We start from the raw sequence: 26,300 nt of genomic DNA, 5'->3' as shown, positions 1-26,300 counted from the left end.
TCAGAACAGGGTTTCGGTGGAGGCGCGGGGCTTGACCGTGGCGACGGTGTGGCGGTAGCGGCCCACCAGCGGCCGGACGAGCACCCCGCCCGGCACGGCGGTGACCGCACCGAACCGCTCCAGCAGCGCGACCGCCTCGGCGCGCAGGCGCTCCGGGTCGGCGTGCCACTGGGCGCCGAACGCGGTCCCGTACCGCTGCAGGATCTCTCCGACGGCGGTACGCAGGAAGCTGTCGGTGATGAACGGCAACCGGCCGGCGCTGTCGGTCTCGTCGAGGCCGCTCTCGCCTTCGACAGTCCAGTGCTCGTCCGAGCCGGCGTCGTCGAGGCGTATCAGGGTGGCCGTGGGCAGGCCGGTGTCGATGTGGCCCGCCAACGCCTGCTGCCGGGCCCGCCCGTCGGGCGGGGTCAGCCGCTTGACCCGGCGGCCGTCGGGGTCCGCCACCCGGTCGGCCATCTCCACCGCCAGCAGCACCGCGGCCTGCGCCACCGAGCCGGTGCCCGGGAACCGCTCCGCGGTGAACCCGGCGGTGTCCACCAGCAGCACGCCCTCGGCCCGCCGCTCCACCCGCAGACCGGTCAGCCGGGCCAGGTCGGTGGCGAGCGCGGAGCCGCGCAGATGGTTGGCGACCGCCGGGTCGACGTCGGTGTGGTAGACGACCGGTAATTCCACCACCGCCCGCCGGGCCGCCTGGGCCGCCTGCCGGCGCTCGGCGTTGCCGCTGCTGCTCATCGCCCGATCGAGCATCGCCGACACCGAGTCGATGTGCTGCAGCACCCGGGGCGGCCGGAACAGCGCGAACACCACGTCCCGCGCCACGTCGTACAACGCCTCACCCGCCCCGGGGTCACTGGCCCAGGCGGCGCTGGAGCCGTCGGCCAGCCGCAGCACGCCCCGCTCCTCCAGCCAGCCGACCGCGTCCACGAACGCCCGTCGGTCCGGGCCGTGGTCCGGATCCAGCCCGAGGCCGGTGATCCGGTTCGCGTCGCCGGCCACCGAGTCGGCCAACTCGCTGAGGGTGATCTGGATCCCGGCGCGGCCCAGCACCGCCAGGCACAACGACAGGTACGCGTAGCGCTGCCGGTCGAACGGTCGCCCGGTGCGCGACACCGCCGGTTGGGTGCCGTCGAGCTGGTCCTTCGCCCGTACCAGCCGGGCCGTGGAACCGTGCAGCTCCAGGCGGTATCCGAACGCCTCGGCGAGATCCCGACGCAGGGTGGCGGCGAACCGTCGTAGCCGGGGCAGCGCCCGCTCGTCGGGCCAGGTCGCCGTGATCAGCGGGTGGCGCAGAATCAGCCGAACCGCCCGCTGGTAGTCCGCCAACTCCAGCTCCGGGACATCGACGGCGAACCGGTGGACCGCCGGCCGGAGCGCGCTCGGTTCCGCGGTCACGCCGGCACCAGCTCGGGACGGCGGACCGCGGTGTGCTGGGCAGCGGTGACCGTCAGCGTGTACCCGTCCAGATGCAACTGGCCCTCGGCGGTGCGCACCGTGGTGAACCGGCCCGGCGTCGGGGTGAGGGTCAGCCGCACGCCGTGCGCGGCGGCTGCCAGCGGCACCCCCGTTCGGCCACCCACCCGGGCCGCCAGTGCGATGTCGAGCAGGCGCAGCAGGACCTGGGTCTGCGATCCGTCCAACTGGTGACCGTCCACGCCCTCGGCGGCCAGCGCCGTCGCCGCGTCGGCCAACCGGCGCTCTCGGGCGAGCTGGTCGCCGCGCAGCCGGTGCCGCCGGTCGTCGACCCGGTCCAGCCGGGCCGGCCGTCCCCGACCCTGCCCCGGTGCCCGGCCGGTGGTCACCAGGGTGCGGGACAGCTCCACCGCCGGCGCCTCCCACCACGACAACCGGCCGGCGATCGCCTCCGGATCCGGGTGCGCCACCCCGGCGTGGCGCGGAGCGCCGAGGCCGAACACGACGTCGAACAGGGCGTGCGCGGCCTCCTGGGTGCCGGTGTGGGTGAACCACGCAGCCAGGTGCCGCAACTGCGACTCCCGGCTGACCCCGCCGCGTCGCGCCTCGGTGACCCGGCGCAGCAGAGCCAGAACGTCACCGATCGCGGCGATGGTGGCGTCCGACAATCGGTCCACCTCGCTGGGCTGCTCCGGGCCCGGCGGCGCCAACCAGGACCGCAGCCCCGCCCAGCGCCGCCGCCAGTCCTCCAGGCGCTGCACCGGGGTGTGGAACAGCCGCTCGTCGGCCTCGGCGGCCGCCTCGATCAGCCGCTCCAGACCGGTCGCCTCCACCTCGTGCACCGCCGCGCGCAGCCGGGGCGTGTACCGCTGCAACTCGTCGTGGAAGTCCCGCAGATGAGCCAGCAGCGCGTCCTTGTGCGCGAGGAACACCTCCGGCCGCACGTCGTTGGTCCGCCCCAGGTCGCCCAGCATGTGGTAGAAGCGGGCGGCCCGCTCGGCGATGTCGGCCAACGCCCGGTCCAATCGGTTGAACTTTCGGTAGACCTCTTCCGCGTCCCCGGCCTCGTTGGCCGCGGCGAGCGCGTTCAGGTCCGCCAGCAGGTCGGCGAAGACCAGCCGGGACAGCGTCGAGTCGTCCATGCTCGCCGACAGCACCGCCTCCACCGCCCGGTGCGCCCGGTAGCCCGCCTCGGTGAACTGGTACACCGAGTGCCGGTTGCGGTATTCCGCCAGCGTCGTGGCCCGGGAACCGTCCTGTCCCCGGTCGAGCACCCCCCACTCCACCAGGGCGTCGAGCAGCCGCGGCAACTCCAGCCCGGCCGGATCCGGGCAGTCGGCGTCCGCCTCGTGCAGCGTCGCCAGCGCGGCGGCCACGTCGGAGGTGTGCAGCACCACGTGGTAGCTGGACCGTGCCGAGTCGAACGCCCGCAGCAGCCACAGATAGGCGAACCGGTTCTCCGCCGTCACGTAACCGAACAGCCGCATCCGGTCGTCCAGCCCGAAGTCGTCGAGGCCGAACGTGGGCCTGGATGGCTGCGCGGTCATCGTTCTCCTCACGGGACGCGAACGGCTACCCACCCTACCCACCCGGTCTCGAAGGGCGGTGAGAACAGGCTGGCCATGTATGCGAGCTGGCCGGCTGTACCTTTTTGCGCTCCAAGTGGGCCTGTTCTCGCGCCGCACGGCGTACACGTGGGCCCGGAACCGGTCGGCGAACAACGCCAGCTTGTCCCGAGTCGACGAAGCCATGGTGACCAGCCCCGGCGGCTCAACCGGCGCCGACAACTGCTCCGGCGCCGCAGTCGTGTCCTGGCCGCGCAACTCCAGCAGACGTCCCAGTCGGGCGTTCTCCGCCCGTAACCGCTCCACCTCCCGCCGAAGATCGACGAACTCGGCCACCGAACCCATGCCGACGATCCTCGCGCATCAGGCTCCGGACACCCCGACACCCGGTCCGGTATCCTCCGCCGATGGCATCGAAGGGCACCGCCGCGCTGCAGGCGATGATCGAGGAAGCCACGGTCGACACGGACGGTTACGAGGACGAACGCACCGGCCTGTTCACCATGATCGAGGAGCATCTGGCGGTGCCGTTCACCACCACCGTCCTCGGCGTCGAGGTCACCGTGCGGAAGATCGACCTGACCGCGGACAGCATCGTCGCGGTCTGCGCCCGAGGTCGCCACCGGCAGAGGATCGACCTGCTCGACCTGCCGATGCCCACCCCGGCACCGGACGGCGCCGCGTGGGTCGACGCCTATCGGCACTGGGTCGGAAGGTAGGCCCTCGTGAGTGAGTACCAGTACTACGAGTTCACCGCCGTCGACCGGCCCCTCACCGGCCGGGAGCGGGCCGAGCTGCGGTCGCTGTCCACCCGGGCCGACATCACCGCCACCAGCTTCGTCAACACCTACGAGTGGGGCAACTTCAAGGGCGACCCGCGAACGCTCATGGAACGGTACTTCGACGCGCACCTGTACCTGGCGAACTGGGGCACCCGCCAGCTCATGCTGCGGTTACCGAAGAACGTGCTCGACCCCGCCACCGTCGCCCGGTACTGCCAGGGTGACAGCGCATCCGCCTGGACCGCCGGCACGCACGTCATCATCGACCTGTACGACGAGGACGAGGACGGCACCGACGAGTGGGACCTCGACGGCCACGGCCTGCTCGCCTCGATCATCCCGGTCCGGGCCGGCCTCGCCGCCGGTGACCTGCGCCTGCTCTACCTGGCCTGGCTGCGCTGCGTACAGTCCGCCGAGATCGCCGACGACGAGCCTGAACCGCCCGCCCCGGACGGACTGGGCAGCCTCGACGCGTCCCTCACCGCCGTTGCCGAGTTTCTGCGCATCGACCCCGATCTGATCGCAGCTGCGGCGGCCGGGTCGTCGCCGGCCGGCTCCGGTGAACCGACCGCCGCGCAACTACGCACCTGGGTCGTCGGACTGCCCGTACGGGACAAGGACGCCATCCTGGCCGACCTGATCACCGGCGGCGACAGCCACCTGCGCAACCGACTGCTGCGCCGCTACCGCGACGCGCATCCCACCGACGCGTCCACCCCGACGGCCGCCCGCACGGCCGGGGAGCTACTCGCCACCGCCGCCGACCTGCGCGCCGAACGGGAGCGCCTCGACGCCGAGCGGCGCGAACGCGACCGGGTTCGCAGGGAACGGTCCGCCGCAGCAGCCCGGCAACGGCACCTCGACACCCTCGCGAGCGACCAACCCGCCGCATGGCAGCGGGTCGACGAACTCATCGCCACGAAGAAACCCCGCGAGTACGACACCGCTGTACAACTCCTCGTCGATCTGCGCGACCTTGGCGAACGCGACGGGGACAGCTCATCGTTCCGAGACCGGTTGGCCGAGTTGCGGGCGGTGCACGCCCGCAAGCCCAGCCTGCTCGAACGCCTCAACCTCGCAGGCCTCGACACCTGACGGCATGGTTCGCCGCCCGGCGACCATCACCGAGGCGCGCAAGATCGTGAACCGCTCGGGGTTCCGGCGTGACGCCCCTGATGGCGGCGGCATGGGCTCCGGGTGTCCGCCGAGCCCCGCAACCGGACATCGAACTGTGTCGTCTGCCGTGTGGACCCGGCGGGTCGGGTGACTGTCTGGGTGTGTGCTGCCGATGTCATGGCCAGCTAGGAGTAGGACGCCCCGGCCCTCGCTGATGACCGCTGTATCAGCACTGGATGGAGACTTGCGACCGATCGCCCTTTCCGAAGTTGTGGCCACTGAACCGCGGCGGGTCCAAGCCCCTTGGCCAGCACGAGCGAAAAGGATGATGCCCGATGGGCAGCCTGTGGGCCGGCGTCGACGTCGGCAAGACCCACCACCACGTGTGCGTCATTGACGACGACGGCACCGTGGTCCTGTCCGAGAAGATCCCCAACGACCAGCACGCGGTCTCCAGCATCGCCGGGCGGCTCGGCAAACGCCGCAAGCCGATCCGCTGGGCCGTCGACCTGCGAGGCGGGCCCGCCTCGCTGCTGTTGGCGGTCCTGTTTGACCGGGGTGCGGACGTGCGCTACGTCAGCGGCACGGTCACCTCGCGGATGGCGGAGGCGTTCCACGGCGAACGCAAGACCGACGCCCACGACGCCTACGTCATCGCCCAGACCCTGCGCATGCGCGGCGATCTACCGACCCTCACCCTCGCGGACGGGGTGCAGCAGCAGTTGAAGCTGCTCGTCTCCCGCCGTCTCGACCTGGTCGCCGACCGGGTCCGTCTCACTGCCCGCATCCAGGACCTGCTGGCCATGATCAGCCCCGCGCTGGAGAAGACGCTGAACCTGCGCAGCAAGGGCGCGCTGCGGCTCCTCGCCCAGTGGCAGACACCCGCCGGACTGCGCCGCGCCGGTGAAGCCCGCATCCTGGCCTACCTACGCCAGCACGGCATGCGGGCCGCCAAGCACCGCCATCGAGGAAACCGTCGCAGGCATCGTCGCCGAGCACGCGTTGGGAGAGATCGTCACCAGTTTGCCCGGAATCGGCACCACCCTCGCCGCCGAGTTCCTCGCCCACGCCGGCACCCTTACCACCTACCCGAGCGCTGCGGCGCTCGCCGCGCACGCCGGGCTCGCGCCGATCTCCCGCGACTCCGGCCGCAGGCAGGGTCACCAGGTTCGGCCGCACCGCTACCACCGGTCTACGCCGGGTGTTCAGTATGTCCAGTTTCACGACAAGACCCCCTACCAGCCCAAACAACCAAGATCGGCAGAGGTGGCGCTGCGCGAACTCGCGTAGAGACTCCTCCAGCGGATGCCAACGGGGGTCAACCGCTGCCAATGCGGGTCACTGTGGCCCACCTCGGTCGCAAACCGGGGCTCGTGTGCTCCGGGTGTGGTCCTGGGCTGGGCGAACGGCGGTCCGGGGAACGTAGGTGAACGTGGGCCACTCCCTGCCACCCCAGGTGAACCCCCAGGTCGCTAGACTAGGCGCTCGCGCCCTCGTAGCTCAGGGGATAGAGCATCGGTTTCCTAAACCGTGTGTCGCAGGTTCGAATCCTGCCGGGGGCACCAAATCACAGTCACGATCACCGATCACTGATCCGCTCTCCGGGGCATCGCGTCGCCCAACCCGGCCGACCGCACCGGCAGGTTGAAGCGACGGTCTACGACTTCCCGACGAGGAGATCCGCCGCTACAGAGGGTGGACCGCCAAGATCCAACTAGCGCGCGTGCGCACACCGTGTGGGACCCTTCTGCGCATGGAAGAGGCGAAGTCGATCGTCGTGCAGCTGTACTGCCGTTTTGAGATCACAGTCGATGACTCGGAGGCTGTGTTCGAGGCTGCCGAGCGGCGGCTGCGGGCTGCCGACATCGACTGGCCGAGCGAGCCGGGCGCCCTGGAAGAGGCGGTCGCTGGATTGCGAAGCGACTTGGAGCAGTCGGTTGCCAGCTTGGTCGATCCTGACCGGGTGTTGGCGGACGTTGCCGGCATGGATGTGCGCCGTGGGCGGTGGTGGGCTGAGATCGGCGGCCCGTCCGAGCGATTCCAGCCCGGCTTCAGGTCGCTGGATGCGGAGACGTGATTCCGCGGTCGCTGCTCCCAGGTCGGCAGTCGGCCCGTGCCCGTTGCGTGCCCGTTCAGGTGGGCGGCGGCGGTCAACGACGGCCAGCTCCTGGACGTGACAGCCAGCGTGGCGACGCAGGTCGCGGAACAGGCGCGGAAAGACCTTGAGTCATCTGCCCAGGTCAACCGCGACCCCGAGGCGAGATCCGGAACGGCGACATCAATTGGGCTACGGCACGCCGGTCAGAGCTCAGCGATCCTGTCGTTGACGGTGGCCTCGAATCCGGCCGTGAGTGGGCGCGGCGGGCGACCTCATCTGAGCCGTTCGAGCACCTCGTCGGTGGTGACCACCTCGCCGAACCGGGGCAGGACCACCGTCAGTGCGTGCTCGTGTTCGCCGGCTGTCATGCCGCTCATCGCATCGGACGCGAAGATGACCTCGAACCCGTGATCGGATGCGGCGCGCGCGGTCGACTCGACGCCCATCGTCGTCGCAATACCGGTCATGACCACTGTGTCCACACCGCGTTCCCGCAGCCGGTCGGCCAAGTCCGTGCCATAGAACGCGCCGATGGTCCGCTTCACGACGGCGATGTCGCCGGGCTGCGGCTGCATCTCCGGGACGAACCCGCTGCCGGGTGGCTGCTCGGCGACGCCCGGCCGATCCACCCGGACCAGCACCACGGTGCCGCCAGCCCGGCGGAACGCCGTCACCAGACGGCTTGCGCGGGCCACCACGTCGGAGCCCTTGTGGGGACCCATGTCCTGCTCGACGATACGCGGCATCAGGTCCACCACGATCAGCGCGGTACGTCCGGCGGCGATCGGCTGGGTAAGGGGTGACGACACTATGTGAACCTAACAGCTCGGCAGGCCCAGGAGTGTCACCGTCCATGCCGCGGCCGAACGGTGTGGCAATCGCGCCAGCCAGAAGACCTGCGCACTGCTGCATCGGGGTCCACCGCCGACCGGGGCGCGACGGTGGTGAACAACGCGGATCAACCGTCAGCCCTAGGATCGCCGGTATGGTGACGCGGCTCGTCCAGATCAACATGAAGGCCCGGGACGACTCCGCCCTGGGCGGCTTCTGGGCGGAGGTGCTCGGCTGGGAGGCCTCCCGCGAGGGACCCGGCGTGACGAACCTCGAACCCGAGGGCTTCGTCTACCCCGACCCTGTCGCGGTCTGCATCGATCTCGTCGTCTCCCCGGAGCCCAAGACGGTGAAGAACCGTGTCCACGTCGACCTCGCCACCACCTCGGTGGAGCACCAGACGGAGTTGGTCGCGCGCCTGACGGATCTGGGCGCCACACCCGCCGACATCGGCCAGGGTGACGTCCCATGGACGGTGCTGGTCGATCCGGAGGGCAACGAGTTCTGCGTGCTTGACCCGCGACCGCGGTACCGGGACACGGGGCCGATCGCGGCGGTGGTGGTCGACTGCGCGGACCCGCGAGCGATGGCCCGCTTCTGGGGTGAGGCCACGGACTGGGTCGTGCACGAGGTGACCGACGACAGCGCGGCTCTCCGCTCCGCCAAGGGCGTCGGCCCCTATCTGGAGTTCATCCGTACGGCGGACCCGAAGACCGTGTGGAACCGGGTCCATCTCGACGTCCGGCCCTATCCGGGTGACGACCTGGCGGCCGAGGCGGCCAGGCTGCGGGCGCTCGGCGCCACCACCATCGACCTGGACGTCCCGTGGAAGGTCCTCGCCGACCCGGAGGGCAACGAGTTCTGCCTCCTCAGCCCGAGCTGACCCGAAGCCTCGTCACCGCTCACAGTCACGCCCACGGTGGGAGGTATCGACTCACGTAGTCGCGGGCCCGTGGGACGGGGTCCTGCCAGTATCGGTCCGGCGTCCGGGAGTGGTGCGTCGCGCAGAAATCGGCGAGGCTGTCCACAATGGCGATGTGCTCCAGCGGGCGGCCCTCGAAGGCCACGTTGACCGCCAGGAACTCCGGCTCGGGATTCCAGCCGGAGTGATCGAACGCCCAGCCGTCCCAGCGGGCGTAGACGTGGAAGACCTGCCAGCCGCCGGCGAGGCGTATCCCGGCGATGTCGATCGCCCGGTCCGGGTAGGTGTCCCGGCACACCCAGGCCAGGATGTGACACGCCCCGGAGGCGAAGAAGGCCTGGTCCGTTCGGTCCCAGGAGATGCGCTGATCCGAACGCTCGATCGCGGTCCGGCGAAATGCGCCCGCTGCTTCGGCCGCCACCACCGGACCCTAACCGGGCGCCGTCGGGGCCACAACGCGCGGGCGTGCGGTGCTAGCCGACGTACCAGTCGAACAGTTCCCACCCGGGCGGTGTCGCCATCACGAGCAGCATGAGGACGCTGGCGCCGCTGACCGCCGCCAGCAGCCGCCAGCGCGGCTGTGCGTCGCGGGCGGCGGTGGACGCCAGTAACGGCAGGGCCAGCAGCAGGCAGATCAGCGCCGGGACGTAGCCCACGCCGACGGCGGCCACCGCCGGCCAGGACCAGCCGGGCGGCGCCTGCTCGGGGAAGTGGTCGGCCTCGGCGAGGAGGTACGCGACCGCCGCGTACGCGTACGCGGCGAGGACTGTCAGCTGCACCCAGGTGAGGCCCCACACCCGTCGGCCGGTGCCCGCGGTCGCCTGAACTGTCGCCTCCATCGCGGCAGGATATCGGCGTCCGCCGCCGGCGGCAGCCCCTCCCGACGGGGGCTACCGGTCCGAGGTGTGCACCGCGTGCGACTGCTGCATGATCCAGGTCGGCAGCGGCTCCTCGACGACGCGTACGACCTCCCAGCCGGCGCGGCGGTAGACCTCGACGTTGCCGGGGTTGCTGGTCTCCAGGACGGCTGGCACGCCCTCCTCGGCGGCCCGGCGGAGCCCGGCCCGCATGACCGCGTGACCCCAGCGGCGGCCGGCGTAGTCGGGGTGGGCGCCGAGGACGCCGAGGTACCAGAACGGGGTGGTCGGCAGGGCGGCGTGGACCGCCCGCTCGTACGCGTGGACCCGGCTCAACTCGGCGGGGGCAGCTCGGCGGCGAGGCTGTCGTCGCCCGGTCCGTCGGCGACCGCGGGCGGTTCCCAGATCGCGACCGACGCGCCGTGACCGATCGTCCAGATCGTCTGCCGGTGCACCCGCTTGTCGAAGAGATGCCCGAAGAACGCGGCGGCGTGGCGCGGATCAGTCCGGCATCTTCCCGGAGAACACGGCGAGCCTCGCCCTGCACGAGCGGGCCGGATTCCGGGTCCTCGGCGTCCGGGAACGGGTGGGTCGGCATCACGGCCGTTGGCGGGACGTCATCCTGGTGGAACGCCGCAGCCCCGTCGTCGGCTGACGGGCGTCCAGCATCGTGCGGCGGGGTCGACCGGCAGGAGCGGCGCACCTGCCGGTCGACCCGGTGATCAGTTGCCGCAGGCCGTGTCCATCGCGGTCAGGTGCTTCTCCAGGGTGGGCTCGTCGACCTCCATCGCCTTCGCGTCGGCCATCCGCTGCTCGATCGCCGTGGCCAGGTTCTCGAAGGAGCCGCGTACGGCCGGGTCGGCCGCCTGGGGCGCCTGGGCCCGCAGGCCGGTCACGATGGTCGTGTAGCGCTCGCGGATCAGCCGGTTCTTCTCGGCCTCGGCGACCGGCTTGTCGATCTGGGCGATGGCGTCGTCCGCCATGCCGACGAAGCCGGCCTTCACCGCGTCCAGTGCGGCGGCGCAGACCGTCTTGCTGTTGGCGGCGACGTCGACCGTCGGGCTGGCGGCGGCACCGGTCGGCGCGCCGGCCGTGGGTTCGCTCTTCTTCTCGCAGCCGGCGACCGGGCCGGCGAGGGCCGCCAGGGCGGCGAGGGTACCGAGGGCGCGCAGGCGCATGGTGGGCATGGTGATGTCTCCCCGTGTGTGGTGCTGGTCGGTCTGCGTGGGCGGAACTGACGCCCTGACCGCTGGCTGGCCACTGTAGACGGGGTTGTGACCTCCGTCGATCTCGATTCGGCGGTCACCCGCGCGGCTTGCGGGCCACCAGGTACGCCTGTGGCGTCGTCCCGGTCCCGCCGGCCGCCCGCGGGTGCGGGCGGGGCGGCCGGCGGACGCCGTCAGAGCGCGGTGCGGAGCGCCTCGGCCAGGGTGACCGGCGGACGACCGATGAGTCGGGCCAGGTCGTCGCCCTCGACCTCCAACTCGCCGCGGGCGAGGCCGCGGTCGCTGTCGGCGAGGACGGCGGCGAAGTCGGCGGGTACGCCCGCGCCCACCAGCACCTCGGCGTACTTCTCCTCGGACAGGTCGGTGTAGGTCACGGCCTGGCCGGTCTGCCGGGACAGCTCCTCGGCCAGCTCGGTCAGGGTGAACGGCGCGCCACCCAGTTCGTACACCTGGTTGGCGTGGCCGTCGGTGGTGACCACCACGGCGGCGGCCTCGGCGAAGTCGGCACGGGTGGCCGCGCTGACCCGGCCGTCCTCGGCGGCGCCGGCGACCCCGTACTGGAGGTAGGTGGGGACCTGGTCGGTGTAGTTCTCCAGGTACCAGCTGTTGCGGAGGAAGACGTACGGCAGGCCGGAGGCGGCGATCTCCTGCTCGATCGCGTAGTGCTCCTTGGCGAGGATCAGGCCGGACCGGTCCGCCTTGGGGGCGCTGGTGTAGGCGATGAGGCCGACACCCGCCTCCTTGGCCGCGTCGATCACGTTGCGGGACTGCGCCACCCGGCGGCCGAGTTCGTTGCCGGAGACGTACACCAGCTTCTCCGCGCCGGCGAAGGCGGTGCGCAGCGACGCGGGGTCGTTGTAGTCGCCGTGCCGCACGGTCACCCCGCGTTCGGCGAGGTCGGCGAGCTTGGTGGTGTCCCGGCCGAGCGCGACGATGTCGTCGGCCGGTACGCCCCGGCTGAGCAGCGATTCCACGACGAGTCGACCGAGGTGGCCGGTGACACCGGTGACGACGATGGACATGCGATCTCCCTCTCGAGTGGGTCGGACCTCTGCTCCAACGGGAAGCACTTCCCGTTACTTCCCGTTGGAGAGTAGGCACCTTGAAGTGCGTAAGCGCCCTGTGGGAGAGTGATGTCGTGAAGCCCGACGTGTACAGCCAGAGGTGCGGCAGCCGGCAGGTCCTCGACCGCATCGGTGACCGGTGGAGCGTCCTGGTGGTGCTCACCCTCGCCGACGGGACCAAGCGCTACGGCGACCTGGCCCGGCGCATCGAGGGGGTGAGCCAGAAGATGCTCACCCAGACGCTACGCGCCCTGGAGCGCGACGGCCTGGTCACCCGCGAGGTGCACGCCTCCGTCCCGCCCCGGGTCGACTACGCCCTGACCGACCTCGGGCGCAGTCTGCTCGACCTGGTCTCCGGGCTGGAGGCGTGGGCGACCACCCACCTCGACGAGGTGGAGGCCGCCCGGGTCCGCTACGACGCCCAGGCGATGTAACGAGATTCGGTGGGAAGACGCTGCGGCGCGAGCGCGGGCGCGGGATTCCCGGCGCGCATAGTCTCTCAGTAACCGAGAGCCGACAGGTCGTGGTAATCCCACGATCGGGCGTCGGACGCGAGTGAGGGGCGTGTTCGACCCGCTGTCGGTGCTCAGCCGCTGTTCGGAGGCGCGTCACGCTGACCCTGCCCTGACGGTGCGCGGCGGCGACCGGCGGGACCATCGCCGGCCGCCGCCGCCGTTCAGCTCACCGCCAGTTCGTCGACGCCCGTGATCACCTGATCGATCAGCCCGTACTCGCGGGCCTCGTCGGCGGTGAACCAGCGGTCCCGGTCCCAGTCGCGTTGGATCTCCTCCAGCGTCCGACCGCTGTGCCGGGCGATCAACTCCTGCATGCTCCGCTTCACGCGCAGCAGGTTCTCCGCCTGGATGGTGATGTCGGCACTCGTCCCGCCGAAACCCCCGGACGGCTGGTGCATCATGATCCGCGAGTGCGGCAGCGCGTACCGCTTGCCGGCCGTGCCGCCGCACAGCAGGAACTGCCCCATCGAGCCGGCGAAGCCGATCGCCAGGGTGGCCACGTCGTTGCGGACGTACCGCATCGTGTCGTAGACCGCCATGCCCGCGCTGACCGAGCCGCCCGGCGAGTTGATGTAGAGGAAGATGTCCCGCTCGGGGTCCTCGGCCGCCAGCAGCAGGATCTGGGCGCAGATCTGGTTCGCCGTCGTGTCGGTGACCTCCGAGCCGAGGAAGACGATGCGCTCCTTCAGCAGCCGCTCGAACACCTGGTCGCCGAAGGACGGCCGCCCGTCGTCCAGCATCCGCACAGCCTCGTAACCGATCATCGCGCCGCCCTCCCGCGTGCCGGCGGGCGGTGGGACCGCCCGGGAACCGGCCTCACCAGCGTGCGCGCGGCCTCGGCGGCGGGCCCAGCGATTCTGCCGGCGGCGAATCTGCCGCCGGCAGAACGACAGCCCCTAGACGGTCGTCAGCCGCCGCGGGCCCGTGCGGGCTCGTCGGCAGCCGATCAACCGGACGGTACGCGGACCGGGGCGCGCCGCCGGCCGAGGACCGAACCGGTCCACCCGCAGGGTCGGCCCACTCGCGCCGGGACCGCGGTGCAGCATCGCCCGCGGCGTACGCGGCCCCAGCGGCAGGGCCGGCCCGCCGTCGCGTCGGCTCGCCGGGACCGGCTCCAGCGTGGTCAGCCCGCGCGGTGCGGCGGGCACCCGCGGCTCGACCTGGCGCAGGTCGTCCCGGGCCTCCTCCAGCAGCTCGGAGAGGTGGATGCCGAGCGCCCGGCAGATCGCCGCCAGCACCTCCGAGGAGGCCTCCTTACGACCCCGTTCCACCTCGGAAAGGTAGGGCACGGAGACGCCGGCAACCTCGGCCACCTCGCGCAGCGTGCGGCCCTGCCGCAGGCGCAGCCGGCGCAGCACCCCACCTATCACCCGTCGCAGCAACGACATGCCGGCCTCACTCTCGCGGTCGTCGTTCCGGGGACACCCCCATCATGCCCGCCGCCGACGGCCGGCTCCGTCCGGTGCCGCCGCCGGCCGAGCGGCTGGTCGTCGACGCCGAGCGCGGCGACGGGCGCCCGGGTGACGGGGCGTCCGTCGCCGCGGGGGCGTCACGGGTGCAGGTGCGGCAGCCAGCCGGCGGCCGTCGAACCGACGGCGAGCTGCCCGAACAGCGTCCGCGTGCCGCCGGCGGGCAGCAGCGCGTGATCGTCGACGACGACGTCGACCCCGTTGACGTCGTAGACGGTCAGCGACTCGTCGCCCCCCTGCCCGCCGAACCGGGCGGGACGGCCGCCGACCGTGGTGTTCGGGTCGGGGTGCGCCTTGTGCCCCGGGGCGGTGTCCGGTCGGTGGCGGTAGAAACCGACGGTGAGGGTGCGGGCGCGCTGCTGGGCGGGTGCGGCGCCCGGCGGCTCCGCCGACCAGGTCGTCGTCGCGGACCAGGAGAGCGGGTCGCCGCGCGTCTCCGACACGTCCAGCGTGATCACCCGCAAGGTCTCGGGTACGCCCCGGACGGGCACCGGGAGCGACACCGGATCGTGACCGAACCGCAGCGACCGGGCCACCCGCACCGCCGTGTCCGACGCGTCGCCCGAGCCGCCGAAGACCCGGACCTGTGCCCAGCCGTCCGGGGCGTACCGCCAGCGCAGGATGGCCTCGGGTTGATCTGCCCCGGAGTACCGCGCGAAGGTGCTCGGGACGCCGTTCAGGTCGGGGCCGACGCTGGTCCCGAGCGGGCGGGCCGGGGCGCCGTCGTCGCGCTGCGGGGCCGACGGCTCGACCCCCTTCGGGTACAGGTTCACCGAGACGCCGCGCCACCGGTCGCCCGGTGCGCCCGTGGTGGCACCCAGGTACACGCCCGGCCCGGATTGCAGCAGCCCGGCCTGGTACTGGACGGTGCGGACACCGTCCGGCAGCCACTCGAACCGTACGTGCCGCACCGTGGGGTCCACGACGGTCAACGCCGCCGGCAGAGCGGTCGCGCCCTCCGCGAGCGTCCCGTCGGCCGACCCGGCACTGATCGGCGCCCGGTCGGGGGCCAGCAGGCCCGGCACCGTCATCCCCCCGGCGATCAGCGCGGCCACCAGCAACGCCGCGGCGCCGCCCTGGGCGTACCGGCGCTGCCGCCGCCCCCGGGTCATCGCCCGGTCCACGTCGAGCACCGTGGAGCGGGTCTCCACCGCCTCGACCTCGGACCGCATCAGGTCCGCCAGTTCACGTTCGTCCAGCATGGTGGTTCCCTTCTCAGCGGGCGGTCAGGGTGGGGGCGAGCAGGGCACGCAGGGTGGACAGGCCTTTCGCGGCCTGGCTCTTCACGGTGCCGGGCGAGCAGTCGAGGGCGTGGGCGGTCTCCTCGACGCTGAGATCCTGGAAGTACCGGAGCACGAGCACCGCGCGTTGTCGGGGCGGCACCTGACGCAGCGCCCCGATGAGGGTGATCCGGTCGGTCGGGTCGACCGGGTCGGTGTGCCGCTCGGGCAGCGCGGCGCCGAGCGCCACCCGGGCCCAGCGCAGCCGCCGTTCGTCCAGCAGGCGCCGGAGCAGCATGGTCCGGACGAGGGCGTCCAGGTGGTCCGCCCGGCGGGCGCGGGCCCAGTTGCGGTACAGCTCGGTGAGCACCCGTTGCAGGATGTCGTCGCCACGGTCCCAGTCGCCGGTCATCAGGTAGGCGGTGCGCCGCCACCGCACCATCCGGGAGCGCACGTAGTCGGTGTACTCAGCGTCGGCCTCGGCTCGTCGCCCGCCGGTTGTCGTCACGAGGGGTACGCCCTCCCTGTCTGCCGGCCTCGGCCGGTTCGTCGCTGCCGTCAGGTAGTCGGGTGCGGGGTCCGGGCCGGTTGCCCCGCTCGACGACCCCGGCGTGCGGATCTCCGCGTACCCGCTATGTTGTGGGCGTGCAGGCGACGGAGCAGGTGCGACGGTGATCCATTTTCCCGCGCAACGGCGGGGCCCCCTCAGTGCGCTCAGCCTGCGCCTGGCGGCCGCGATCGGCCTGGTCTTCGCGACCGTGGCGGTCGTCTATCTGGACCGGGACGGCTACCGCGACGTCAACGAGGACGGCATCACCCTCCTCGACGCCTTCTACTACACGGTGGTGACCCTCTCGACCACCGGCTACGGGGACATCACCCCGTTCAGCGAGAGCGCCCGGCTGGTGAACGTCGTGTTCATCACCCCGGCGCGGGTGCTGTTCCTGATCATCCTGGTCGGCACCACCCTGGAAGTCCTGACCGAGCAGTACCGGACCGGCCGTCGGCTGACGCGGTGGAGGAAGACCGTGAAAAACCACGTCATCATCTGCGGCTACGGCACGAAGGGCCGCAGCGCGGTCACCGCCCTGCTGGAGAACGGGCTCGACAAGTCCCGCATCATCATCGTCGAGCGCAGCGGCGCGGCGCTGCGGCAGGCCACGTCCGCCGGGCTCGTCGCGATCGAGGGCTCCGCGACCCGTTCGGCGACCCTGGACGAGGCGCACGTACGCACCGCCAAGGCCGTGATCATCGCGACCGACAGCGACGACGCGTCGGTCCTGGTGGCCCTGACCGTACGGCAGTTGACCGCCGGTCAGGTGCGGATCATCGCCGCCGCGCGGGAGGCGGAGAACGCTCCGCTGCTCAAGCAGAGCGGCGCGCACCACGTGATCGTCTCCTCGGCCACCGCGGGTCGCCTGCTGGGCCTGTCGACGTCCGCCCCGCCGCTGATCGACGTCGTGGAGGACCTGCTCACGCCGGGGCAGGGCATGGCGTTGGCGATGCGGTCGGCGGAGCGGGACGAGGTCGGCCGCTCGCCACGTGAGCTGGACTCGTTGGTCATCGCGCTGGTGCGCCGGGGCAAGGTGGTCACGCTGGCGGACCGGGCCGGCGCGGTGATCGAGACCGGCGACATGCTGGTGCACGTCCGCGACGACCGGCCGCAGTCGACGACGGTCGCCTGACCGGTCAGCAGGAGCTGTCCGGGGCCCCCTCGGCAGCGGCCTCGGCGCAGGTGACCGGCGCGCTCGCGGCGCGGCAGAGCAACTCGTAGAGCGTCTCGCGCTCGGCCGGGCTGAGGGCGCCGAGCACCTCGTCCTCGACGGTGGCGAGGGCGCACTCGGCCTCGCGGAGCCGTTTCGTGCCGGTTTCGGTCATGCTGACCACGTGCCGGCGGCGGTCCTCCGCTGAGCGCTTCCGCTCGACCAGCCCCTCCGCCTCCAGGTCGTTGAGCAGCCCGACGACGTTTGTGCCGTCGATCTGGAGGGTGCCGGCGAGCGCCTGCTGGCTGATGTCGCCGGAGGTGCGCAGCACCGTGAGCGCGACGATGTGCCGGGGGCGCAGGCCGAGGGGGGCGAGCACGGATTCCGCTCGCAGTCTCATCCGCCGCGCCAGGTGATCAAGCAGTGCGCCGGACGGGCGCTCCATCTGGCCGGCCTCCCCCGCAGACATGTGACCCAGTCTACCCACGCACAGAAGATGGGCCTGCTATAAATGGTTTGCCCGGCACTAACGATCTGCGAAGGGTTATCCAATGGCACACCTGTTGCACATCGACTCGAGCATCCGGGGGGAGCAGTCGGTCAGTCGCCGGCTCACCGCTCGCGCCGTCACCGGCTGGCGCGCCGCCAACCCGGACGGAACCGTGACCTACCGCGACCTCGGTCGGAACCCGCTGCCCCACCTCGACGAGGCGGGCGCCCTGGCGCGGATGCTCCCCGCCGACCAGCACACGCCCGCGCAGCGGGCATCGTGGCAGCTGACCGAGGAACTGGTGGACGAGGTGAAGCGGGCCGACACGGTCCTGCTCGGCCTCCCGCTCTACAACTACGGCGCGCCGAGCAGCGTGAAGGCATGGGTCGACCACCTCATCGCCGCCGGCCTGTCGTACGACCCGACGACCAACGCTGGTCTGCTCGGCGGCCGTGACTTCATCGTGCTGGCCAGCCGGGGTGGCGGCTACAGCCCCGGCACCCCGCGCGAGGGTTGGGACCACGCCTCGCCGTGGCTGCCGCACGGCCTCTCGCTGACCGGCCTGGAGCCGCGCCTCATCGCCTGCGAGCTCAGCCTCGCCCCGGTCACCCCGGCCATGGCCGAGCTGATCCCGCTGCACGAGGAGAGCCTCGCCGCCGCGGAGCGCGCGATCGACGAGCTGTGGGTGCCGGCCCCGACCGTGGCCTGACCGACGCCGCCCGGAAGACGGAAGGGCGGGCCGTTCCGATCGGAACGGCCCGCCCTTCGGCGTCAGCAGACGGGTCAGAGGATCGTCCAGGTGTCCCCACTGTTGAGCAGCCCGGCGAGCTGCTGCTCCGGAGTCTCGGTGACCTTCGCCCGGGCGGCCGCCAACTGGCCCTGCACCACGCTGTCGTAGGACGGCCGGTCGACCGAGCGGAAGACACCGATCGGCGTGTTGCGCAGGTCGAGGCCGGGCAGCCGGGACAGCGCGAAGGCGTACGCGGGGTCGGTGACCGTGGCATCGTGCACGACGATCTCGTCGGGGCTGGTGGCGGCGGTCTCGCGTACCTCCAGGCCGAAGCCGCCCGGCGGGTGGACGACGCAGAACTGCCCGTCCTTGCCGAACGTGATCGGCTGCCCGTGCTCCAGCCGGATCAGGTAGTCGTCCCGGGTCGCCGGCTCCTTGAGCTGGTCGAACGCGCCGTCGTTGAAGATGTTGCAGTTCTGGTAGATCTCCACGAACGCGGAGCCCTCGTGCTCGGCGGCGGCGCGCAGCACCGACTGGAGGTGCTTGCGGTCGGAGTCGATGGTGCGGGCGACGAAGGTCGCCTCGGCGCCGAGGGCCAGCGACAACGGGTTGAACGGGGCGTCCGCCGAGCCGACCGGCGTCGACTTGGTGATCTTGCCGACCTCGGAGGTCGGAGAATACTGACCCTTGGTCAGCCCGTAGATCCGGTTGTTGAAGAGCAGGATCTTGAGGTTGACGTTGCGGCGCAGCGCGTGGATCAGGTGGTTGCCGCCGATGGAGAGCGCGTCGCCGTCGCCGGTGACCGCCCAGACCGACAGGTCCGGGCGGGAGGCGGAGAGGCCGGTGGCGATCGCCGGGGCGCGGCCGTGGATCGAGTGCATCCCGTAGGTGTTCATGTAGTACGGGAAGCGGGACGAGCAGCCGATCCCGGAGACGAAGACGATGCGCTCCCGGGGGATGTTCAGCTCCGGCATGAACTGCTGGACGGCGGCGAGGATGGCGTAGTCACCGCAGCCGGGGCACCAGCGCACCTCCTGGTCGGACTTGAAGTCCTTGGCGGTGAGCTTGAGGGCGATGGGCTCAGACATTCTTCAGGACCTCTTCCAGCATCGTCTCCAGCTCGTTGGCCGTGAACGGCAGGCCGCGGACCTGGTTGTAGCTGATCGCGTCGACCAGGTAGCGCGCCCGGACCACGTGGGCGAGCTGGCCGAGGTTCATCTCGGGGATGACCACGCGGTCGTACGAGCGCAGCACGGCCTCGAGGTTGGCCGGCATCGGGTTCAGGTGTCGCAGGTGCGCCTGGGCGATCGACAGACCGCGCTGGCGCAGCCCACGGCAGGCGGCCCCGATCGGTCCGTACGTCGAGCCCCAGCCGAGCACCAGCACGCGGGCGTCGCCGTCCGGGTCGTCGACCTCGACGTCCGGCACCGGGATGGTCTCGATGCGGGCCGCCCGGGTACGCACCATGAAGTCGTGGTTCGCCGGGTCGTACGAGATGTCGCCGGTCTTGTCGGCCTTCTCCAGGCCGCCGATCCGGTGCTCCAGGCCCGGGGTGCCGGGGATGGCCCACGGCCGGGCCAGGGTCTCCGGGTCGCGCAGGTAGGGCAGGAAGGTCGTGCCGTCCTCGCCGTTCGGCGCGCTGGCGAACTCCACCCGCAGGTCGGGCAGGGACTCCACGTCGGGCAGCAGCCACGGCTCGGAGCCGTTCGCGACGTAGTTGTCCGACAGCAGGATGACCGGGGTGCGGTAGGTCAGCGCGATCCGGGCGGCCTCCAGCGCGGCGTAGAAGCAGTCCGACGGCGACTTGGGGGCGATCACGGCCACCGGGGCCTCGCCGTGCCGACCGTAGAGCGCCATGTTGAGGTCGGCCTGCTCGGTCTTGGTCGGCATGCCGGTCGACGGCCCGGCCCGCTGCACGTCGACGATGACCAGGGGCAGCTCCAGGGCCACCGCCAGGGAGATCGTCTCGCTCTTCAGCGCCACGCCGGGGCCGGAGGTCGTGGTCACGCCCAGCGAGCCGCCGTACGACGCGCCCAGCGCCGCGCCGACCGCCGCGATCTCGTCCTCCGCCTGCATGGTGAGCACGCCGAACTTCTTGTGCTTGCTCAGCTCGTGGAGGATGTCCGACGCCGGCGTGATCGGGTAGGCGCCGAGGAAGACCGGCAGCCCCGAGCGGACGCCGGCAGCGACCAGCCCGAGCGAGAGCGCCGCGTTGCCGGTGATGTTGCGGTAGGTGCCGGGCTGCATCTTCGCCGGCTTGACCTCGTAGCGGACCGCGAAGTCCTCGGTGGTCTCACCGAAGTTCCAGCCGGCCCGGAAGGCGGCGACGTTGGCGGCGACCAGCTCCGGCCGGGCCGCGAACTTGCGCTCCAGGAACCGCAGCGTCGACTCGTACGGGCGGGAGTACATCCAGCTCAGCAGCCCGAGGGCGAACATGTTCTTCGCCCGCTCGGCGTCCTTCTTGGACACCTCCTGGTCGGCGAGCGCGCCGATCGTCATCGAGGTCAGCGCCACCGGGTGGACCACGTAGCCGGCGAGCGTCTCGTCGTCGAGCGGGCTGACCTGGTAGCCCACCTTGGCCAGGTTGCGCTTGGTGAACTCGTCGGTGTTGACGATGATGTCCGCGCCGCGCGGCAGGTCGACCAGGTTGGCCTTCAACGCGGCCGGGTTCATCGCCACGAGCACGTTCGGCGCGTCACCCGGGGTCAGGATGTCGTAGTCGGCGAAGTGGACCTGGAAGCTCGACACACCCGGCAGGGTGCCTGCGGGCGCCCGGATCTCGGCGGGGAAGTTGGGCAGCGTGGAGATGTCGTTGCCGAGCTGCGCGGTCTCCGAGGTGAACCGGTCACCGGTCAGCTGCATGCCATCGCCGGAGTCGCCGGCGAACCGGATGACCACCCGGTCCAGTTGACGGATCTGCTTGGTCACGCCTGCACCTCGCTTCGCTGCGCGCGGTCGCGCGGGCGGCTCGCAATGATGGTGACCTCGCCTTGCCCGGCCACGTGACCTCCTTGACGCACCGCTGCACCCGACCGGACGTGATCGGCCCGGCCCGTTGTGTTTTCTCACCTGAGAGCCTACGTCGGATCGACCCGTCACCTTCCCCGGGTGTTGGGCGACTGAGACCGGATCAGGGGGTGAAATTCACCACTTAGTGGCGTTTCATATCGCGCGCCGTAATCGAGATCACCGCCGGCCCCGTGAACCTCAATCGCGCGGCGCCGACGCGGCCTCGTTCACCGGCCCGGAGAGGCGGCGACGCAGCGAGGTGGTGGCCAGCCCCAGCGCCAGCACGACCAGCAGGGCCGACACCGCGATGAGGGTGATCGCCGTACGCCGGACCGAGTCGCCCCCACCGGCCGAGCCGACGGCCGTCCCGTCGGTCAGCACGCCCTGCGAGCCGGTCGGCGCGGCGCCGGTGGCGACCGGGGTGGCCAGTGCCGCCGCCGCGGTGATCCGGAAGCTCATCTGCACCTGCCGGCTCTGTCCGCTACGCGGGTCGAGAGTGCCGATGACGGCACCCGACAACGGCGCCTGTCGCTGGGCCTCGGGCGTCGCCTCGACCGGCAGGCGCAGCTCGGCGGCCTCCCCGGCGAGGACCGTGCCCACGTCGCAGCGGGTCCGGGTGGCGTCGACCGCGGCGCAGCCGGCGGGCGGCACCGGCACGGTGACCCCGGCGGGAAGAACCACCTCGATGCCACCTGAGGCGTCGACCGTGCCGGTGTTGCCCAGCCGCACGGCGAGGTCCGGCGCCTCGCCGCTGACGTCGAAGGCCACCTCGCCGGTCTCCAGCGCGATGCCCGGCGCCGGCGGGCCCGGTGGGAAGAGCACCGCGAAGCCCTCGTGGTCGCTGACCGGGCCGGTCGTCCCGGGAGCGCTCGCGGTCACCGCGACCGAGCCGCTGAGCGGCATCTGTCGCCAGGCCGTGCCGTCGACCCGGACCCGGACCATGGTGCTGAAGCGCGCGCCCGCCTCGGCCGTCCACTCCCCGCAGCGGTGGCTGCCGCCGCCCTGCGCGGCGCAGCCCTCGGTGCCGGCGTCGGTCAACCCCGGCGGCAGGATGTAGGTGAGCCGGATCCGCTGTGCCACCCGGCCGGTGTTCGTGACCGTGACCCGCAGGGTGGTGGCCGTGCTGGCCGAGTTCCAGTACCGGGCGGGCACGGCGACGTCGCCGGTGGTCACCCGTACCCCGAGCAGTGGGGCGGCCGGATCGTTCCCGGGCGCCGTCGGTCGAAGCGGCGGCCGGTCCGGCGGCAGGGGCGGACGGGTCGTCATGGAGGGGCTCGCGCTGGGCGCCGTCGTGGTGGGGGTGGTGGAGGGCGCCGAACTGGTCGGCGGGGCGGGTTCGGTGGTCACCGGCGGCGGAGGGGTCGTCTCGGCCGGCGGTTCCATCGTCGACGGGGCGCTGGTCGGCTCTCCCGGGCCGGTCGGTTCTCCCGTCGGCGGGTCCCCGCCCGGATCCTCGGCGGGGCCGGTGATGCCCGCGACCGGGCCGGTCGCGGGGGAGGCGGCGGTGGCCCAGGCGGGCACGACGACGGCCGCGGCCACCAGGCCGAGCGTCATCGAGACGGCCAGCGCGGGGAGGTGCCGACGACGTGCCTCTCGGCCGGCGGTCCTCGCGCGGGTCATGTGTCCTCCGTACGACGGGTGTGGCGTCCAATGTTCGTAACAGTTGCCCGGCGGCACTAGTCCCGCGGGGAAACAAATCCGTAACGTGTTCGGTACGTGCTGCCCGGGGTGGGCGGTAGGCTGCCGGCGTGACCGGATACCTGGGCTCGTACGCGACGCTCGGGCTCGTGCTGCTCGTCAGCGTGGTCTTCTTCGTGACGGCGTTCTCGGCCAATCGGGTGTTACGCCCCGGCCGACCGGCTGATCCCCCCGGCAAGCGGGCCACCTACGAGTGCGGGCTCGATCCGGTGGGCGGCGACTGGGCACAGATGCAGATCCGCTACTACGTCTACGCCTACCTCTACGTGCTGTTCGCGGTGGAGGCGGTGTTCCTCTTCCCCTGGGCGGTGGTCTTCGACCGGCCCGGGTTCGGCCTGGTCACGGTGGTCGAGATGGCGATCTTCGTGGCGGTGCTCGCGCTGGGCATCCTCTACGCCTGGCGGAGGAACATCCTGCGCTGGACCTGACCCGCCGGGGATCAGGCGAGGCCGCGCCGGGTGGCCGCCGGAGGGCGGTCACCGCGGATCGAGGCGACCATGTCGAGCACCCGGCGGGTCGGCAGGACCTGGTGGGCGCGGAACACCCGGGCGCCCAGCCAGGCCGAGACGGCCGTGGCCGCCAGCGTCCCCTCCAATCGTTCGGCGACCGGCAGGTCCAGGGTCTCGCCGACGAAGTCCTTGTTGGAGAGCGCCACCAGCAGCGGCCAGCCGGTCGCGCTGAGCTCGCCCAGCCGCCGGGTGATCTCCAGCGAGTGGTGGGTGTTCTTGCCGAAGTCGTGCGCCGGGTCGATCAGGATGCCGTCCGGGCGTACGCCCAGGGCCACCGCGCGCTCGGCGAGGCCGGTGACGGTGGCGATCACGTCGGCCACCACGTCGTCGAAGGCGGCCCGGTGCGGCCGGGTACGGGGTGCCAGCCCGCCGGCGTGCGAGCAGACGAGACCGGTGCCGGTCTCGGCCGCGACCCGGGCCAGCGCCGGGTCGGAGCCGGACCAGGTGTCGTTCAGCAGGTCCGCCCCGGCGGCCACCGCCTCCACCGCGACCTCCGCCCGCCAGGTGTCGATGGAGATCACGACGTCGGGGAAGGCCGCCCGGACGGCGGCGATCGTGTCGACCGTACGACGGATCTCCTCCGCCACGTCCACCTCGGCGCCGGGGCCGGCCTTGACCCCGCCGATGTCGATGATGCCGGCGCCCTCGGCCACCGCCCGCTCCACCGCTCGCAGCGCGCTGTCCGCGGCGAAGGTGGACCCCCGGTCGAAGAACGAGTCCGGTGTGCGATTGACGATCGCCATCACCACCAACTCGCCCGGGGCGAACCTCCGCCCACCGAGCCGGAGCTCACCGGCCATGCCGCCTCCTCACGGTCCACCGGCCGGCTCACCCACACCACCGGCCGGTCCCGACGCTAGCCGGTCCGGCAACCGCTCTTCTGCGCGGTAGGTCGTACCGGCGTGGGTGGCGGGGTCGCTCCGGCCCGGTCGGCATGCCACGATCTCTTCATGGGTCAGGTACTGCTCATGCTGGTCGTGGCGTTGACCGTCGCGGCGGTCGTGTTCGGGGTGACGGTGCTGGTCACCGGCCGGGATCCGGGCCTGGCGCCCGCCGAGCCGGACGGGCGCGCCGTGCCGCTGCCGGGCAACCGCCCACTGCGGGAGTCGGATGTGGCGGACGTCCGGTTCGACACCGTGCTGCGTGGGTACCAGATGACCCAGGTCGACCAGGCGATGCGCCGGGCGGCCTACGACATCGGCTACAAGTCCGAGCTGATCGGCGTCCTGGAGGCGGAGGTGGCCGCGTTGCGCGAGGGGCGGACGGCCGACGCCGAGGTCCTGCGCCGTGCCCGCGAGCAGGCGGCCGGCGCCACCACCAACGGTGTGGCCGCGGTGCCGGGCGCCGCCTCCGGCGGACCGACCACCGACGCCGACCCGGTGGGGCCGGCGGTCGGGCCGGTGACGGTGACCGCGGACGGCCAGGCGGGCACCGCCGGGCGGCGGAGCGGCCTGCCCGACCCCACCACCTCGCCCGCCGACTTTGACGGCACGGCGCCCGCCGGTGGCGAGCCCGCCGAGGGGGCGGCGCGGCCCGGACCGGTGGTGTCCTCGGAGTCGACGTGACCCGATCCGACGGCGTGGACGGCCTGGGCGAGGCGGCCCAGCCGGGCGCCGGCGAGGTGACCGCCACGGTGATCGTCGACGCCCCGGCGGAGCGGGTGTTCGCCGCGCTGCTGGCCTGGGAGCGCCAGTCGTCGTGGATCCCCTTCACCCGGGTCCGGGTCAAGGAGGGCGACGGGCGTGAGGGCAGCCTGATCGAGGCGGTGACCGCCCTCGGCCCGGCCGAGCTGCGCGACGAGATGCGGGTTGTCCGGGTCGACGAGCCCTACGAGATAGGTGTGGTGCACTGCGGCGCCCTGCTGCGTGGTCCCGGCGTGCTGCGCTGCACCCCACTGGCCCGCGACCGCACGCAGGTCGTGTGGCACGAGTGGTTCCACCTGCCCGGCGGGCCGGCCGGTCGGGTCGCCTGGCCGGTGCTCTGGCCCGGCTCCAAGTTCGGCCTGACCCAGGCGCTGCGCAGGTTCGGTCGCCTGGTGGAGCAGGGCCGCCTTCCCTGACCCGGGGCGCTGCCGCACCGGGCCGTCCGTCGGCACCTCACCGGACCGGCGCGGCGCCCTCCGTCGCCGGGCTCGCCGGCGCGGCCACCGGATCGCCCGACGGTGTGGGCTGCCAGCCCGGTGAGCGGAACAGGTGCCCGACGCGGTGCCGCCAGGTCGCCGCGGCCCGCAGGTCACGGGCGATCGAGACGTACTCGTGGAACGCCACCCGCACCGGGTTGTAGGTGCCGATGTTCTTCGTGAGGCCGTAGACGCAGCGCTCGCCCTCCGGAGCGAACGTGCCGAACAGTCGGTCCCAGACGATCAGGATGCCGCCGAAGTTGCGGTCCAGATAGCCGCCCTGTGAGGCGTGGTGGACGCGGTGGTGCGACGGGGTGTTGAACACGGCCTCGTACCAGCGGGGCAGCTTGTCGATCCGCTCGGTGTGGATCCAGAACTGGTAGAGCAGGTTCACCGAGCCGGCGAACGCGACCACGGCCGGGTGCACCCCGACCAGGATCAGCGGGATGTAGAAGACCCAGCTGGTCAGGCCGGTCCACGGCTGGCGCAGCGCGGTCGAGAGGTTGAACCGCTCGGAGGAGTGGTGGACCACGTGCGACGCCCAGAGGATCCGGATGACGTGGTGGCCGCGGTGTGACCAGTAGTAGCAGAAGTCCTGGGCGAGCAGGATCAGCGGCCAGCTCCACCACAGCTCGGCGACCCGCAGCGGGGTGAGGGCGTAGAGCAGCGCGTACGCGGCCGCGACCGGCACCTTCCAGAGCAGGTCGGTGAAGACACTGCCGAGCCCCATCGCCAGGCTGGTCGCCGTGTCCGCGCCGCCGTAGCCCATCTCGTCGTCGTCGCGGTGCAGCAGGTACGAGATCCGTTCCAGCACGATCAGCAGCAGGAAGGCCGGGATCGACCAGGCGATGATGTCCGGGAACTCCTTCATGGGCCGCCTCCCGCGGTCGGTGCCGGGGCACGACTCCGTCCATCGACGGCCATGCCCCTACCGGTCGGTAACCAGCACCATAGGCACCCTTCGACG

General features: G+C 72.0%; 28 protein-coding genes, 1 tRNA gene and 3 pseudogenes. 14 read left to right on the top strand and 18 right to left on the bottom strand.

The genetic code is table 11. From position 1 onward, the window contains the following. Both ACIBTV_RS26490 and ACIBTV_RS26485 read right to left on the bottom strand, forming a co-directional pair. Positions 1–1,392 (bottom strand): DUF2398 family protein, encoded by a 1,392-nt coding sequence (locus ACIBTV_RS26490; protein ID WP_396709158.1) that lies wholly within the window; start codon positions 1,390–1,392, stop codon positions 1–3. Then, a complete protein-coding gene (locus ACIBTV_RS26485) occupies positions 1,389–2,957 on the bottom strand; it encodes a TIGR02677 family protein (RefSeq protein WP_396709156.1) in 1,569 nt (522 codons plus the stop codon). The genes ACIBTV_RS26490 and ACIBTV_RS26485 overlap by 4 nt, the downstream gene beginning before the upstream one ends. Positions 2,958–3,382: 425 nt before the next feature. Between ACIBTV_RS26485 and ACIBTV_RS26480 the strand changes: the two genes are divergently transcribed. The 6 genes and pseudogenes from ACIBTV_RS26480 (at position 3,383) to ACIBTV_RS26455 (ending at position 6,950) form a co-directional block, all read left to right on the top strand. Continuing rightward, positions 3,383–3,694 carry a hypothetical protein gene (locus ACIBTV_RS26480; protein ID WP_396709154.1) on the top strand — a complete coding sequence of 104 codons (312 nt, stop codon included), beginning with the start codon at positions 3,383–3,385 and terminating at the stop codon, positions 3,692–3,694. A gap of 6 nt (positions 3,695–3,700) precedes the next feature. After that, positions 3,701–4,852, top strand: a complete 1,152-nt coding sequence (locus ACIBTV_RS26475; protein WP_396709152.1) for a hypothetical protein — start codon at positions 3,701–3,703, stop codon at positions 4,850–4,852. Between the two features lie 356 nt (positions 4,853–5,208). Beyond that, positions 5,209–5,628, top strand: a pseudogene (locus ACIBTV_RS26470) (IS110 family transposase); the annotation flags it as partial. 148 nt (positions 5,629–5,776) lie between these two features. Beyond that, positions 5,777–6,163 (top strand): transposase, encoded by a 387-nt coding sequence (locus ACIBTV_RS26465; protein ID WP_396709193.1) that lies wholly within the window; start codon positions 5,777–5,779, stop codon positions 6,161–6,163. Positions 6,164–6,362: 199 nt separating this feature from the next. After that, a tRNA-Arg gene (locus ACIBTV_RS26460) sits at positions 6,363–6,438 on the top strand. Positions 6,439–6,626: 188 nt separating this feature from the next. Further along, entirely contained in the window at positions 6,627–6,950 is a 324-nt protein-coding gene (locus ACIBTV_RS26455) for a hypothetical protein (protein ID WP_396709151.1), read from the top strand. 293 nt (positions 6,951–7,243) lie between these two features. Here the strand turns inward: ACIBTV_RS26455 and ACIBTV_RS26450 are convergent, their stop codons facing one another. Next, positions 7,244–7,729 (bottom strand): isochorismatase family protein, encoded by a 486-nt coding sequence (locus ACIBTV_RS26450; protein WP_396709149.1) that lies wholly within the window; start codon positions 7,727–7,729, stop codon positions 7,244–7,246. Positions 7,730–7,956: 227 nt separating this feature from the next. Between ACIBTV_RS26450 and ACIBTV_RS26445 the strand changes: the two genes are divergently transcribed. Beyond that, complete coding sequence (locus ACIBTV_RS26445) at positions 7,957–8,685, top strand: VOC family protein (RefSeq protein ID WP_396709147.1); 729 nt, start codon at positions 7,957–7,959, stop codon at positions 8,683–8,685. Between the two features lie 25 nt (positions 8,686–8,710). Here the strand turns inward: ACIBTV_RS26445 and ACIBTV_RS26440 are convergent, their stop codons facing one another. From ACIBTV_RS26440 to ACIBTV_RS26430, 3 genes and pseudogenes are all read right to left on the bottom strand, one after another. Further along, entirely contained in the window at positions 8,711–9,145 is a 435-nt protein-coding gene (locus tag ACIBTV_RS26440) for a hypothetical protein (protein ID WP_396709146.1), read from the bottom strand. A gap of 52 nt (positions 9,146–9,197) precedes the next feature. Further along, on the bottom strand, positions 9,198–9,563 hold the full coding sequence (locus tag ACIBTV_RS26435) for a hypothetical protein (protein ID WP_396709144.1): 366 nt from the start codon (positions 9,561–9,563) through the stop codon (positions 9,198–9,200). Between the two features lie 51 nt (positions 9,564–9,614). After that, positions 9,615–10,087 (bottom strand): annotated as a pseudogene (locus ACIBTV_RS26430) (GNAT family N-acetyltransferase); the annotation flags it as partial. Here ACIBTV_RS26430 and ACIBTV_RS26425 point away from each other — a divergent pair. Beyond that, positions 10,084–10,236 (top strand): annotated as a pseudogene (locus ACIBTV_RS26425) (GNAT family N-acetyltransferase); the annotation flags it as partial. The pseudogenes ACIBTV_RS26430 and ACIBTV_RS26425 overlap by 4 nt on opposite strands. A 67-nt stretch (positions 10,237–10,303) precedes the next feature. On the opposite strand, the gene ACIBTV_RS26420 reads toward ACIBTV_RS26425, so the two are convergent. Next, positions 10,304–10,768: a hypothetical protein gene (locus tag ACIBTV_RS26420; RefSeq protein ID WP_396709142.1), complete on the bottom strand. Its 465-nt coding sequence runs from the start codon at positions 10,766–10,768 to the stop codon at positions 10,304–10,306. 212 nt (positions 10,769–10,980) lie between these two features. Further along, the gene (locus tag ACIBTV_RS26415; RefSeq protein ID WP_396709140.1) at positions 10,981–11,829 is read right to left on the bottom strand and encodes an SDR family oxidoreductase; all 849 of its coding nucleotides are present in this window, start codon (positions 11,827–11,829) and stop codon (positions 10,981–10,983) included. Positions 11,830–11,945: 116 nt separating this feature from the next. Between ACIBTV_RS26415 and ACIBTV_RS26410 the strand changes: the two genes are divergently transcribed. Next, on the top strand, positions 11,946–12,305 hold the full coding sequence (locus tag ACIBTV_RS26410; RefSeq protein WP_396709138.1) for a winged helix-turn-helix transcriptional regulator: 360 nt from the start codon (positions 11,946–11,948) through the stop codon (positions 12,303–12,305). A 242-nt stretch (positions 12,306–12,547) separates the two neighbouring features. Here the strand turns inward: ACIBTV_RS26410 and ACIBTV_RS26405 are convergent, their stop codons facing one another. The 4 genes from ACIBTV_RS26405 to ACIBTV_RS26390 form a co-directional block, all read right to left on the bottom strand. Then, on the bottom strand, positions 12,548–13,150 hold the full coding sequence (locus tag ACIBTV_RS26405) for an ATP-dependent Clp protease proteolytic subunit (protein ID WP_396709136.1): 603 nt from the start codon (positions 13,148–13,150) through the stop codon (positions 12,548–12,550). 132 nt (positions 13,151–13,282) lie between these two features. After that, complete coding sequence (locus ACIBTV_RS26400) at positions 13,283–13,774, bottom strand: helix-turn-helix domain-containing protein (protein WP_396709134.1); 492 nt, start codon at positions 13,772–13,774, stop codon at positions 13,283–13,285. Positions 13,775–13,935: 161 nt separating this feature from the next. Next, entirely contained in the window at positions 13,936–15,057 is a 1,122-nt protein-coding gene (locus tag ACIBTV_RS26395; protein ID WP_396709132.1) for a hypothetical protein, read from the bottom strand. A 13-nt stretch (positions 15,058–15,070) separates the two neighbouring features. Then, positions 15,071–15,583 carry a sigma-70 family RNA polymerase sigma factor gene (locus tag ACIBTV_RS26390; RefSeq protein WP_396709131.1) on the bottom strand — a complete coding sequence of 171 codons (513 nt, stop codon included), beginning with the start codon at positions 15,581–15,583 and terminating at the stop codon, positions 15,071–15,073. 163 nt (positions 15,584–15,746) lie between these two features. Here ACIBTV_RS26390 and ACIBTV_RS26385 point away from each other — a divergent pair, with 163 nt between their 5' ends. Further along, positions 15,747–16,760, top strand: coding sequence for a potassium channel family protein (locus tag ACIBTV_RS26385; RefSeq protein WP_396709129.1), 1,014 nt, complete (start codon positions 15,747–15,749; stop codon positions 16,758–16,760). A 4-nt stretch (positions 16,761–16,764) separates the two neighbouring features. On the opposite strand, the gene ACIBTV_RS26380 is transcribed toward ACIBTV_RS26385, so the two are convergent. Next, on the bottom strand, positions 16,765–17,247 hold the full coding sequence (locus tag ACIBTV_RS26380; protein WP_396709127.1) for a MarR family winged helix-turn-helix transcriptional regulator: 483 nt from the start codon (positions 17,245–17,247) through the stop codon (positions 16,765–16,767). 82 nt (positions 17,248–17,329) lie between these two features. On the opposite strand from ACIBTV_RS26380, the gene ACIBTV_RS26375 reads away from it, so the two are divergent. After that, positions 17,330–17,977, top strand: a complete 648-nt coding sequence (locus tag ACIBTV_RS26375; protein WP_396709126.1) for an FMN-dependent NADH-azoreductase — start codon at positions 17,330–17,332, stop codon at positions 17,975–17,977. A gap of 74 nt (positions 17,978–18,051) precedes the next feature. Here the strand turns inward: ACIBTV_RS26375 and ACIBTV_RS26370 are convergent, their stop codons facing one another. The 3 genes from ACIBTV_RS26370 to ACIBTV_RS26360 all read right to left on the bottom strand — a co-directional run bounded on the left by ACIBTV_RS26370 (position 18,052) and on the right by ACIBTV_RS26360 (position 22,627). Next, positions 18,052–19,086, bottom strand: coding sequence for a 2-oxoacid:ferredoxin oxidoreductase subunit beta (locus tag ACIBTV_RS26370; RefSeq protein WP_396709124.1), 1,035 nt, complete (start codon positions 19,084–19,086; stop codon positions 18,052–18,054). Then, entirely contained in the window at positions 19,079–20,926 is a 1,848-nt protein-coding gene (locus ACIBTV_RS26365) for a 2-oxoacid:acceptor oxidoreductase subunit alpha (RefSeq protein WP_396709122.1), read from the bottom strand. Before ACIBTV_RS26365 ends, ACIBTV_RS26370 begins: the two co-directional genes overlap by 8 nt. Before the next feature lie 279 nt (positions 20,927–21,205). Next, the gene (locus ACIBTV_RS26360; RefSeq protein ID WP_396709120.1) at positions 21,206–22,627 is read right to left on the bottom strand and encodes a hypothetical protein; all 1,422 of its coding nucleotides are present in this window, start codon (positions 22,625–22,627) and stop codon (positions 21,206–21,208) included. A 128-nt stretch (positions 22,628–22,755) separates the two neighbouring features. Here ACIBTV_RS26360 and ndhC point away from each other — a divergent pair, with 128 nt between their 5' ends. Then, positions 22,756–23,133, top strand: coding sequence for an NADH-quinone oxidoreductase subunit A (ndhC, locus tag ACIBTV_RS26355; RefSeq protein ID WP_396709119.1), 378 nt, complete (start codon positions 22,756–22,758; stop codon positions 23,131–23,133). A gap of 11 nt (positions 23,134–23,144) precedes the next feature. Here the strand turns inward: ndhC and folP are convergent, their stop codons facing one another. Further along, positions 23,145–24,014 carry a dihydropteroate synthase gene (gene folP, locus ACIBTV_RS26350; protein WP_396709117.1) on the bottom strand — a complete coding sequence of 290 codons (870 nt, stop codon included), beginning with the start codon at positions 24,012–24,014 and terminating at the stop codon, positions 23,145–23,147. 150 nt (positions 24,015–24,164) lie between these two features. On the opposite strand from folP, the gene ACIBTV_RS26345 reads away from it, so the two are divergent. Together ACIBTV_RS26345 and ACIBTV_RS26340 are read left to right on the top strand one after the other, a co-directional pair. Beyond that, positions 24,165–24,779, top strand: coding sequence for a DivIVA domain-containing protein (locus ACIBTV_RS26345; RefSeq protein ID WP_396709115.1), 615 nt, complete (start codon positions 24,165–24,167; stop codon positions 24,777–24,779). After that, positions 24,776–25,273 (top strand): SRPBCC family protein, encoded by a 498-nt coding sequence (locus tag ACIBTV_RS26340; RefSeq protein WP_396709113.1) that lies wholly within the window; start codon positions 24,776–24,778, stop codon positions 25,271–25,273. The genes ACIBTV_RS26345 and ACIBTV_RS26340 overlap by 4 nt, the downstream gene beginning before the upstream one ends. Positions 25,274–25,310: 37 nt before the next feature. Here the strand turns inward: ACIBTV_RS26340 and ACIBTV_RS26335 are convergent, their stop codons facing one another. Next, entirely contained in the window at positions 25,311–26,204 is an 894-nt protein-coding gene (locus tag ACIBTV_RS26335; protein ID WP_396709111.1) for a sterol desaturase family protein, read from the bottom strand. Positions 26,205–26,300 lie beyond the last annotated feature (96 nt).

Source organism: Micromonospora sp. NPDC049366 (genome assembly GCF_044466625.1).
GTDB lineage: Bacteria > Actinomycetota > Actinomycetes > Mycobacteriales > Micromonosporaceae > Micromonospora.
This window is presented reverse-complemented; position numbering and strand designations above follow the sequence as displayed.